9 protein-coding genes are annotated in these 12,031 nt (G+C 36.8%); 6 read left to right on the top strand and 3 right to left on the bottom strand.

The features are described from left to right. Nucleotides 1–9 precede the first annotated feature (9 nt). The 4 genes from L1275_RS13465 to tsaB all read left to right on the top strand — a co-directional run bounded on the left by L1275_RS13465 (nucleotide 10) and on the right by tsaB (nucleotide 3,843). On the top strand, nucleotides 10–258 hold the full coding sequence (locus L1275_RS13465) for a hypothetical protein (protein ID WP_371923484.1): 249 nt from the start codon (nucleotides 10–12) through the stop codon (nucleotides 256–258). A gap of 87 nt (nucleotides 259–345) precedes the next feature. Then, entirely contained in the window at nucleotides 346–1,812 is a 1,467-nt protein-coding gene (locus tag L1275_RS13460) for a TolC family protein (RefSeq protein ID WP_253474325.1), read from the top strand. Nucleotides 1,813–1,894: 82 nt separating this feature from the next. Continuing rightward, nucleotides 1,895–3,172 carry an efflux RND transporter periplasmic adaptor subunit gene (locus tag L1275_RS13455; RefSeq protein ID WP_253474322.1) on the top strand — a complete coding sequence of 426 codons (1,278 nt, stop codon included), beginning with the start codon at nucleotides 1,895–1,897 and terminating at the stop codon, nucleotides 3,170–3,172. Further along, a complete protein-coding gene (gene tsaB / locus L1275_RS13450; RefSeq protein WP_253474319.1) occupies nucleotides 3,172–3,843 on the top strand; it encodes a tRNA (adenosine(37)-N6)-threonylcarbamoyltransferase complex dimerization subunit type 1 TsaB in 672 nt (223 codons plus the stop codon). Before L1275_RS13455 ends, tsaB begins: the two co-directional genes overlap by 1 nt. A gap of 8 nt (nucleotides 3,844–3,851) precedes the next feature. Here tsaB and L1275_RS13445 read toward each other — a convergent pair whose 3' ends face one another. Both L1275_RS13445 and L1275_RS13440 read right to left on the bottom strand, forming a co-directional pair. After that, nucleotides 3,852–4,622, bottom strand: coding sequence for a mechanosensitive ion channel family protein (locus tag L1275_RS13445; protein ID WP_253474316.1), 771 nt, complete (start codon nucleotides 4,620–4,622; stop codon nucleotides 3,852–3,854). Nucleotides 4,623–4,625: 3 nt separating this feature from the next. Continuing rightward, the gene (locus L1275_RS13440) at nucleotides 4,626–6,623 is read right to left on the bottom strand and encodes a thioredoxin domain-containing protein (protein ID WP_253474313.1); all 1,998 of its coding nucleotides are present in this window, start codon (nucleotides 6,621–6,623) and stop codon (nucleotides 4,626–4,628) included. Nucleotides 6,624–6,791: 168 nt separating this feature from the next. Here L1275_RS13440 and L1275_RS13435 point away from each other — a divergent pair, with 168 nt between their 5' ends. Then, nucleotides 6,792–9,050: an inorganic phosphate transporter gene (locus L1275_RS13435; RefSeq protein ID WP_253474310.1), complete on the top strand. Its 2,259-nt coding sequence runs from the start codon at nucleotides 6,792–6,794 to the stop codon at nucleotides 9,048–9,050. Nucleotides 9,051–9,286: 236 nt separating this feature from the next. Here the strand turns inward: L1275_RS13435 and L1275_RS13430 are convergent, their stop codons facing one another. Then, nucleotides 9,287–10,186: a NifU family protein gene (locus L1275_RS13430; protein ID WP_253474307.1), complete on the bottom strand. Its 900-nt coding sequence runs from the start codon at nucleotides 10,184–10,186 to the stop codon at nucleotides 9,287–9,289. A gap of 283 nt (nucleotides 10,187–10,469) precedes the next feature. On the opposite strand from L1275_RS13430, the gene L1275_RS13425 reads away from it, so the two are divergent. Next, a partial coding sequence (locus L1275_RS13425; RefSeq protein WP_253474304.1) for a choice-of-anchor L domain-containing protein occupies nucleotides 10,470–12,031 on the top strand: 1,562 nt, incomplete at its 3' end.

The raw sequence follows: 12,031 nt of genomic DNA, 5'->3' as shown, positions 1-12,031 counted from the left end.
TTGTATATTATGAAAAGCTCAATGATTAAAAATTTATTTTTTGTAAGCTTATTTTTTATATTGTCCACTTTTTCCGCATCAGCGCAATGCGCTATGTGTAGAGCTGCTTTGGAAACAGAAGAGTCCGGAGTTCAAGCCGCCGCAGTAAATGATGGGATTGTCTATCTGATGATATTCCCCTATTTGTTAGTCGGTGTAGTCGGATATCTAGTGTATAGGGTTGTTAAAAAAAAGAAACAAAAAAAAGCTATATTATAAAACCGTCTTACGACGGTTTTTTTTTTATTTTTATTAGTTGTAACACAAAGATGCTTTTAGCGTCATATAGATAAATGATCGTTGCTTATGAACTTTATTAATAGGATCGAAAAATATAAAGCAAATAGGCTAGTACTGTTGTTTTGTGTTTTGTTGGGAGGTAGCTTTAGTGGGATGGCTCAAGATAAAAATTGGACGTTGCAAGAGTGTGTTTCCTATGCTTTGGAGCATAACATCGATATCAAACAAATTGATTTAGATCAAGAAAGAGCCTTTATTGGTAAACAGTCGGCTTGGGGGAGTTTTTTACCCACCGTTAGTGCTCAATCTAATCATTCTTGGACCTTGGGTTTAAATCAAAATATTACTACCGGTATATTAGAGAATCAAACTACCCAGTTTACTTCTGCAGGAGTGGATGTAGCTATAGATATTTTTAAGGGGCTTCAAAACCAGAATCAGTTGCTTAAATCGCGCTTGAGTTTGTTGTCATCTCAATATCAATCTCAAAAGATGAGAGAGGATATTGCATTAAATGTGATTAATGCATATTTACAAATTATCTTTAATAAGGAGTTGTTGCATTCCAACGAGGCACAATTAAAATACGATAACCAACAATTAATTAGAACACAAGAGTTGGTTACCGCAGGGGTGGTTCCAGCTGGAGACTTGTTGGATATTAGAGCCACTGTGGCCAATACACAACAAAAGGTAATTGTCGCTGATAACGCAGTTTTAATCTCTAGATTGGCCTTGGCACAACTGTTGCAAATGGATAATTTTCAGGCATTTGATATTGCCGATCAAGATTATGAAGTGGCTCATAGTGAAGTGATGTTGAAAACGGCAGATGAAATTTTGGAGCAAGCAAAAATAAGTCAGGTAGATCTTCGATTAGCTCAAACCAAAGTAGAAATAGCAGCAAAAGAAGTGGATATTGCCCGCGGAATGTTTTTGCCTAGTATTAGAGGGTTTTATAGCTTTGCAACGCGTGCGGCCTATAATGATCGTGTAACGGGACAAACCTTAGATCCAAACAGTCCGACTCGTGTGATTGGAATCGTAGAAAATACCAATCAAAACGTAGTGCAACCCAATATGGTACCGATTATTTCTGGTCCAGAATCCTTGTTTGATCAGTTTGATAGTAATAAAGGACAAAGTTTTGGAGTTGGTATTAATATCCCTATTTTTAATGGGTGGAGCGCAAGAAATAATGTGCGTATGAGTAGGGTAGCGCTACAGCAAACTAAAAATGAAAAAGAACAAACCGATTTAAAATTGAAACAAGCGGTATATACCGCTTATACCGATACGCAAAGTGCTTTAAAGAGTTTTGAGGCAGCAAAAAGTACTTTAGAAGCCCGTGAGTTATCGTTGGAATATGCCAAACAACGGTATCAAGTTGGGCTGATGAATATATTCGAACTCAATCAAGTTCAAACCTTATTGGTTAATGCGCAATCAGAAGTGCTTCGCGCTAAATACGATTACATCTTTAAAACAAAAATATTGGAGTACTATTTTGGAATTCCTCTTTTTGAGAATTAGTAATTAATATTATTACTCTGACCGCGTAAATTATGCCGCCTTAGCTTTATTGTTTGACCTTAAATTATGAATACTTCTACTTATGAAAAAAAGAACTAAATACATCCTTATTACGCTGGTTCTTGTGGCTATCGTTGTTGTGGTAGCATTATATAAAACCAATGTTTTGGGCGATAATAATCAGATAAAAAAGGTAGAAACGCTACAGTTGAAGAAAAGTGCGATAACGCAAACAGTTTCTGCAACAGGTAAAATTCAACCAGAAATCGAGGTTAAAATATCTTCGGAAGTGTCGGGTGAGATCATCGATTTGCCGGTAAAAGAGGGACAGGTCGTAAAAAAAGGAGAGCTGTTGGTACGGATCAATCCTGACTTGTATGAATCGGGGGTGGATAGAATGGTTGCGTCTTTGTCAAACAGTAAAGCGGGATTAAATCAAGCTGAGGCGCAATTGAAAGAAGCTAAATTGAATTATGATCGTAATAAAATCTTGTTTGAAAAAGGGGTGATTTCAAAAGCGGAATGGGACAAAGTAGTGTCGGCCTATGAAGTGGCTACGGCGGTAAAGAATGCGGCGTTTTTTACCGTACAGAGTACCCAAGCTTCTTTGACAGAGTCGAAAGACAATCTAAATAGAACGACGATTTATGCACCGGTAGATGGAACAATCTCACGTCTAGATGTAGAGTTGGGAGAGCGTGTGTTGGGGACCCAACAAATGGCAGGAACAGAGCTTTTACGTGTGGCCAACCTGAATAATATGGAAGTAGAGGTTGATGTGAATGAGAATGATATTGTTAAGATCAAAGTAGGTAATGAAGCAAAAATTGAGGTAGATGCTTATCTGAAAAAAGAGTTTAGAGGGGTTGTTACCAGTATTTCTAATTCTGCGAGTGTGACCCTTACGGCAGATCAGGTAACAAACTTTAAGGTGAAGGTGCGTATATCAAAAGAATCCTATGAGGATCTGTTAGATGGAAAACCGTCCAATTACTCGCCTTTTAGACCGGGAATGACCGCGACTGTTGATATCGTAACCAATAAACGCGAGGGTATTTTTACAGTACCTATCAGTGCTATTGTGATGAAAGCAGTGCAAGACAGTCTAGGTACTACGATATCAGAAAATATGCAGGGGACTGATGCAACTAAACCACAAGAAGCGGTATTTGTATTGACTAATGGTGTTGCTAAGCTGAAATGGATAAAAACCGGTATTCAAGACGATCGTAATATTGAAATTATAGAAGGATTGCAAGCAGAGGATGTTATTATTGTAGGTCCTTATGCCGTGGTTAATCGAGAGCTGGAAGAGGGACAACAAGTACAACGAGAAATTAATATTAAAGTTAAAAAATAGTGGTTTATATATTAAGCGTGGAAACGGCAACCAAAAATTGTTCGGTTTCCATATCGGGTGATGGCGAAGTATTACTTACAAAAGAAATGGCGGAAGAAAATTTTAGTCATGCAGAGAAATTACATCTCTATATCGATGAAGTACTCGCACAGCTGGATTTAAAATTTAAAGATTTAAGTGCCTTAGCGGTCAGTAAAGGACCTGGGTCGTATACTGGCTTAAGAATTGGGGTTTCGGCTGTAAAAGGACTGTGTTATGCTTTAGGATTACCCTTAATAGCGATTAACACCTTAAGTGTTTTAGCGGAACAATTAAGTATAGATAAAGGTTTGATTATTCCAATGATTGATGCTAGGCGAATGGAAGTCTTTACTGCTGTTTTTACCGTTGATCACAACATGATAGAAGATACCAAAGCATTGGTATTGACACAGGATGCCTTTGACTATCTTCAACCACAAGCCTTGCACTTTATTGGTGATGGGGCAACTAAATGTAAAGAATTGTTTACGGCTGATAACTGTGTTTTTTACGATGAAATTCAATACCCATCCGCCAAGGATATGGGGATGCTAGCTTGGCAAAAATACCTTGCTAAGGATTTTGAAGATGTGGCGTATTTCGAACCTTTTTATTTAAAAGATTTTTTGATGTTGACTAAAAAGAAATAAGTTTCTTTTTAGTCAATCTCGGAAAAGATCTCTTTTCCCTTTTGTAAAATAAACGAAGAAACCTCGGTGTGATTGTGGTTTTCAACCCACACTTGTACATTGTAGGTGACTTTAGCGTCCAACACTTCTTTGATTAAAATTCTAGGATCGGGCTTTTTTAAAACCAAATCGTTGGCTAATAGTAAGCCATTCATTTTTTCTATAAATTCCGTACTGTTTTTATTTAAAGTGGACTGTATGAGTACCTCGGTCTTACGCAGTTTGTTTTGCGAGTAGTTTTTAATTTTTCCGTTGGATAGTATGCCGTTTGGTATGTATAAAACTTGGTTTTGATACGTAACTATTTTAGTGGAAAAAATATGTATTTCTAACACTTTTCCGACTTCTGCTTGTGCTTCAATAACATCGCCTATTCTAAAAGGTTTGAAAAGTATGATTAACACGCCGCCAGCAAAATTGGCTAAAGATCCCTGCAAGGATAATCCAATGGCCAAACTCATGGCACCCAATACGGTTACAAATGAAGTGGTTTCAATTCCCAGTTTCGAAACGATGGCGATAAAGAGCAGTGCGCGCAAGGCCCAAATAATTCCATCGAGTAAAAAACTGATTGAAGTGGGGTCTAAGTGCTGTTTTAAAAAAATTCTTTGTGCGAATTTCTTCAACAGTCGAATGATGATTAATCCGATAATTAAAATCACTAAAGCCCCAACGATGTTGGGGATATAATCAATGATAGCTTCTAAGTATTTGGAGAGAAGTTGATCGGTCTTTTCCATGAATTATAGGGTGTGTTGTTCTAAAAATGCTGCATCGCTTTCTGGACGTTGACAGGATTGATTGTGACAAAAATAAAACATAGTTTCTTTGGAATCATAACGATTTTTAAAAAACGGTATAGTCGATTCTATGGTTGTTCCAAATACGGCTGTTTTAGTGAGTATTTGCTGTTTGATAGCAAGTGTTTCGGCTAGGGCATTTGGACCGGTGATCGCTAATTCGGAAGGATTTGATAGGTATAAATCCGCAAGTAGCCAATTGGAATAAGCGGATGCATAATCGATCTGTTTTTTAATGGTTTCGACCATGTTTTGTCCCAACTTGGTATAATGAGTGTTTTCGTATAGAATACCGAGTTTGATCAAGTTTTGAGCCATATAAGAGTTTGAGGCAGGTATTACATTGTCTTCGATTTCTATAGAATTTGTAATGATGTCATGTTCGTGATCGGAGCTGAAATTAAAGAATTGCGTTTCCGTATTCAGAAATACATCCAAACAATGATCGGTTAGTTGTTTGGCTTGTTTTATGTAATCTTCCTCTAAGGTATTTTCGTAAAGCATGATTAATGCGGCTATAAAAATAGCATGGTCGTCGAGAAAAGCTGCAATGGTTGCTTTGCCGTTTTTGTAAGTATGAAATAAACCGGTTTCTGACCACATTTTGTCTGAAATAAAAGCGCAAATTCCCTTAGCTTTTTTCAGGTGAATAGATTCGTTTAAAGCGGTGTAAGTATCCAGGTAGCCCATTATAAGGAGGGCGTTCCAGGCTGTTAGTGTTTTGTCGTCAAGTCTTGGCTGTGATCGGTTTTTACGGTGATCTAGTAAGGCTTTTTCCCATTTTATTTTTTTCGCAACCAATTCAGATAGCGGTATATTGTTATGGAGCGCGATAGTTTCCAGCGACTGGTTTTGTATCAGTACATAATAATTGTCTTCCCAATAGCCGAATTCATTAACGTTAAAAACTTGTTCAAATAAATAAAAATCCTCGCGGATTAAATCTTCCATTTCCGATTTTGTCCAAATGTAATAGGCTCCTTCGAGCAGTTTACCGCCTTTTGTCAAACTATCTGCGTCTAAGGCCGAATAAAAACCTCCTTCGCCATTGGAAAGCTCTGATTCCAAAAATAAAATCGTCTTTTCAAGGCAAGTTTTATAAAGTGGGTCTTTGGTTCTTTTGTAGGCATCCGCATATACGCTTAAAAGCTGTGCATTGTCGTATAGCATTTTTTCAAAATGAGGTATATGCCACTTATGATCGACGGAGTATCGTGAAAAACCACCGTGTACCGTGTCAAAGATCCCTCCCCAGGCCATTTTCGTCAAGGTTAAGTCTATGTAGTTTAGAAGGGTTTCATCCTGGTTTAAATAGCCGTATTTTTGTAAAAAAGAAAGGTTGTTGGGCATCATAAACTTGGGTGCTCTACTGTATCCGCCATATTCCCAATCAAAACTTTTTTTCCACTTTGAGATTAAATCATCAAGGGGGGTAACAGTTTCTTTGGCATTGGGGATACCACTCAATAACGTGATTCCTTCGTGAAGCTGTTCTGCAAATTCATTAACCCTGCTTGCATCAGTCGCAAAAAGAGCTTGTAGTTGCTCTAGTGCTTCCATCCAATTTTCTTTAGGGAAATAGGTTCCGCCCCATATAGGACTTCCATTGGGTAAGCAAACTACATTGAGTGGCCATCCTCCTTGTTTGGTCATCAATTGAACGGCTTTCATATAAAAAGCATCCAAGTCTGGGCGCTCTTCACGATCGATTTTAATCGATATAAAATGACTGTTCATCAGTTGTGCTACCTCTTCGGTTTCAAAACTTTCGTGTTCCATGACATGACACCAGTGACAGGTCGAATACCCAATGCTCACTACGATGAGCTTATTCTCTTCCTGAGCTTGTTTTAAAGACTTTGCATTCCAACTTTTCCAATGTATGGGGTTTTGGGAATGTTGCAATAAATACGGACTTGATTCGGAGGATAATTCGTTCATAGGAAATTGTTTTAAAAGGTAAAGGTAATAAATACCACTAGAATTAATTGGTATAAAAACAGTTTGTATCTTTGAAGGAATCATCGGGTTTAATTGTTTGATAACATTAACTTAACGTAAAAAACAATTGGAAACCTGATTTTTGCAACGCAAATAATAAAAGACAATATGGATCAGATTTTTGTGGTTATGTTGATTGCTTTGGCAATTTTGGCAGTGATTGATATAACTGTTGGGGTAAGTAACGATGCTGTGAATTTTTTGAATTCAGCAATTGGATCTAAAGCGGTTCCCTTCAAAACCATTATGGTAGTCGCTACTTTAGGGATTTTGGTCGGCGCGCTTTTCTCTAATGGAATGATGGAGATTGCTCGAAGCGGAATCTTTGTCCCCAGCATGTTTAGTTTTAACGACGTGATGATCATCTTTTTGGCTGTAATGATCACAGACGTACTTTTGTTAGATGTATTTAATTCGCTGGGATTACCTACTTCTACTACGGTTTCTATCGTTTTTGAACTACTTGGAGCAGCAGTTTGTTTAGCTGTTGTTAAAATTGTTATGACGGATGGTGGGCTTGCAACACTACCTCAATATATAAACACGGAAAAAGCGACTGAAATTATCTACAGCATATTGCTTTCAGTGATTTTGTCTTTCACTATAGGTACCTTGGTACAATATGTTTCAAGGATGTTTTTTACGTTTCATGTCGATAAGAGATTAAAATATTTTGGCGCCTTGTTTGGAGGTATAGCCATTACTGCGATCACTTTCTTTATTTTAATAAAAGGGCTTAAAAGCGTGTCTTTTATTTCTAAAGAGACCTATTCTTGGATTGATCATCATCAGTTTCGAATCGTCGCTTTATCTTTTGTTTTTTGGACCTTGTTTTCACAACTATTAATGAGTCTTTTTAGAATCAATATTTTAAAAGTGATTATCATTATAGGGACTTTTGCATTAGCCTTGGCCTTTGCAGGTAATGATTTGGTCAATTTTATCGGAGTACCTATTGCTGCCTTTCAGTCCTATGAATTTTTTGCGGGTTCTGGAATAGACCCCAATGCGTATATGATGGGCGAATTGGCTAACGACAATATAGTGGCACCGTTTTATTTCTTAGTGATTGCTGGTTTGGTGATGGTTTATACCTTATGGACTTCAAAAAAAGCGCGAAATGTAATCGAAACAGAAATGAATTTAGCGCGTCAAGATACCGGTACTACGACTGAGAAATTTACTCCCAATATTTTGTCAAAGGTAATTGTGAGAGGTATGGTTTATATTGGAGTTGGGATTAACTACTTTTTACCAAAATCACTGCAATTAAAAATTGATAAAAGTTTTGAAAAACCACTTAAGGTGAAAAATAAGAAGATGGAAGAGCCGGCTTTTGATATGGTTCGAGCTTCGGTAAACCTGATGGTGGCCAGTATCTTAATTTCAATCGGTACTTCCATGCAATTACCCCTTTCTACTACTTATGTGACTTTTATGGTGGCTATGGGAACATCTTTTGCTGACGGTGCTTGGGATCGTGATACAGCAGTATATAGAGTAGCAGGAGTATTTAATGTGATTGGAGGATGGGTTATAACGGCAGTTGTAGCGTTTTTAGCTGCATTTGTAATAGCCTATATTCTGAAAATCGGAGAAGTATACGCCGTAGTAGGGATGTTAATCTTGGTGGGTATTTTGTTGTATAGAAGTAATAAAAAGCATCAGAAAAAAACTAAAGCTAAAGATGCTGCGAAAGCATCCGAACTCAATTCGCATGATATTGTTACAATACAGGGGGTGGTTTCAGAAAGTTCCGCTCAAATAGCAACGGTTATTGGAGAAACTAAAGAATTGTATATCTCGGTGATTGACAGTTTGGGATTACAAGAGTTGAGTAAATTAAAGCAGAGTAAGAAAAAATTAAAAAAACTAGAAAAGCAGATTGAAGAACTAAAGGGTAATGTCTATTTCTTCGTTAAAAATTTAGATGAGACTTCTGTTGAGGCTAGTAAATTTTATATTTTGACTCTGGGTTATCTACAAGATATGGTTAAGGCGGTCAGTTTTATTGCTCAAAATAGCTTTACTCATGTTGATAATAATCACAAGAAATTGAAGTTTAATCAAATCCGAGATTTGAAAAACACCGATCGCCAGTTACAAGAATTGTTTGATAAGATTCAAAGAACCTTCTCTGATGAAGATTTCTCTCAAATTGAAAGTTTGTTAAAGGATAAAGAAACCTTGATTGCATATGTAGATAGTTTGATACAAAAACAAATTATCCGTATTAGAACAACCGAGACTAGTCCGAAAAATAGTAAACTGTATTTTTCTATCTTGTTTGAAACCGATGATTTAATCAAAGCAACTATGGGATTACTAGAGTTGTTTAAAGAGTTTGATTTACATGTAAAGAAATAGTTAATCTTATTTGTGATGTATGAAGGAGGAGTTACTTGTGCAAAGTGGCTCCTCTTTTTATTTAAGTTAATATTGTTGTGGATTGATGAAGTTGGGAGGTTTAAGTATAGTATTTAACGTGTTTAATTGCATTTTAGTCTTAGTGCTGGTTTTGGTGATCAGTTTCGAGTGTAGATTAAAAACAAAAAAGCCATCGAATGAGATGGCTTTTATATTCTTTATAAATTGATTGTTGTTTAACCGTTACTAGCTTCAACACGAATGCTTTCGTCATTTAGCATTTGTCTAAGCATGTTTTCGATACCGTTTTTTAAAGTAAATGTTGAGGAAGGACAACCGCTACAAGCACCTTGTAGAATTACACTGACCATGTTCTGTTCCTTGTCGTAGGACTGGAAGGCAATGTTTCCCCCATCAGCTGCTACAGCAGGTTTTACGTATTCTTCGAGTATATTAATAATTTGTTGAGAAGTGGTGTCTAAACTGTCAAAATGAGCTTCAGCTTGTTTTTCGGTTTCTGTACTGACTTCAATCAAACTTTCTTCAACAGCGAGATGACCGTTTTCCAAAAAGTTTTTAATAAAAGTTCTCACTTCCAAAGTGATTTCATGCCAATCGTAAGAATCGTATTTGGTCACTGAAACATAGTTTTCATCGATAAATATTTCCTTGATATAAGGAAACTGAAACAATTCTTTCGCTAGAGGTGATGACGATGTCTGATCAATATTTTTAAACTCTACTGCTTTCTTGGTTAAAATTTTATTGGCAACAAATTTTAGAACTGCAGGATTTGGAGTGGTTTCTCCGTAAATGGTAATAGGTTGTTTTTTGAGCTTATTTTCAGCTTCAAGGATTACTTTTCCCCCTTTTTCCAAAAAAGATTGAATCTGTTCGGCAACCAATTCTTTAACCTCCGACCATTCTACTATGGAGAATTTTTCTATAGCAACAAAATTGCTGGATATAAATACCGTTTTAACAAATGGAAGGTAGAAAAGCTGTTTGGCTAATGGAGACAAAGCGGTTTCATCGATGTTTTTAAACTCAAAACTCTCTCCTTTTATAATGAAGTCTGGCAATACAAACTTAACAATAGCGGGGTTTTGACTGTCAATCGTTTTTATTTGGGACATTTTTTTTGTTTTTTTTCAAATTTAGCGAAGATATATTGTATGAAATGCTATATTTGGAAATTTAAACTCAAAATTAACATTTGCTTACAATGCTGTTAACAACATTTGACAAATGTAATTAGATAGTCAAGGGTTTAAGGATGAAAAAGTACATAGAGATCGTTCTCCGTATTTTCGACTCGGATTTTTTATACGAAAGGTAAAGAATTTTTTTTTTTGACTTTGATCAGTAATATCAAACACATACAAGTATAAAAGTAGATTACCCAAAAACCTCAAATTTATGAAGCGAATTTTATTATTATTAATGATGTTTGTTTTTTCAACACCTCTATTTTCGAGTACAAGTGTTTGGAAAGAATCGGCTAGGGCGTATGCACCAAATTATAAGAATTCTTTGAACTATTATAGTTTTGTGGATTATTTTGATGTCGTAAGAACAACTACAATTAACAAGGCAGCTGCTATGTTGTTGGCGGCACCACTCAATGATGATTGTGCAGGAGCTATAGATTTGCCGGTGAATCCAGCTTTCGATTGTGTTCGGAATGTCTTAGGTACCTTTAAAGACGCAACGAACAGTACTAACATAGTGCAACCGAACTGTAATCCAGGACCGAAACGCGATGTGTGGTATAAGTTTGTTGCGACCAGTAAGTTACATCAATTGGAAATCAATGTGCCAGGGGTTGCCAATTGGACCATCAATGTGGCCATCTATGATAAAGCCGATTGTTCGTTGATCAAAGCAGCGGCATTTAGCTGTTTTAATCTGACTAATGCTATAAAAAAATCTACTATGAGTAATCTGGTGATCGGACGTATGTATTATGTTCGATTGGGGAATACCACAGCCAACGATTATCCTTTTGATTTGTGTTTGACATCAATTCCACCTCCGATGCGCATTAGCCCAAGTGGCGAACAGTATACTGTTGAAGAGTTGGTGACCAACGTATTGGTGAAATCCGGATGTAATTTGGTTTCTAATGTTACTTACAAAGTAGGTAACGGAAGTCCTGCTACGAAATCAGTAAATACCTTAGGATACTTTAATAAAAATGGTTCTATATTCCCTTTTGACGAAGGAATTGTTTTAGGAACAAGTGAAGTTCAATATATACCAGGACCTTATGGTGGAACTACGGGTACTAATAACAATCGTTGGGCTGGAGATAAAGATTTAATCGATGCTATTAATGATACAGGAGGAATGCCACAAACTCCGATGGTGGCTACAGATATGCGTGTAACGCAATTGGAATTTGATTTTGTCCCAGTAAAGGATACGATTAAATTCGAATATTTATTTGCTTCGAATAGTTATGTTAGTGGATGTACTTACGAATGTGGAAACGGAGCCTTATTTGCTGCTTGGTTGATTGATACTACCACCGGAATCGGAGAGAATTTAGCGAAATTACCGGGTACCAATACACCGATTGCATTGAATACGATTAGAGATACCGGTAAATCAGGTGCTGGTTGTGTAAGTGTAAATCCGCAGTATTATTGGAATCAGTATACTAACAATCAATCGAATCCTGCAGGTGCTCCTTTCAACTTTTCTGGATCAACAATTCCATTGAGTTCACGTACGGTTAAGGTGATACCCGGTCGTAAATACCACATTAAATTGGCGGTAATGGATTTTTGTGGTTCATCAAGTCACACATCTGCGGTATTTTTTAATGCTCGTAGTTTTGATATCGGAACACCAGATTTGGGAGAAGATCTTGTTATCGAAGGCGGTAATGCGATCTGTCCAGGTGGTTCTTTGGTTCTTGGAGGAGATTTAGACGCTAAGGATTATACGATTCAATGGACTAAAAACGGTGTTGACAT

It is taken from the genome of Flavobacterium sp. HSC-61S13, from assembly GCF_024171535.1.
In the GTDB taxonomy this organism is placed as follows: Bacteria; Bacteroidota; Bacteroidia; order Flavobacteriales; family Flavobacteriaceae; genus Flavobacterium.
Note: the sequence above shows the minus strand (reverse complement) of the source record. Positions and strands in the feature narration are given on the sequence as shown.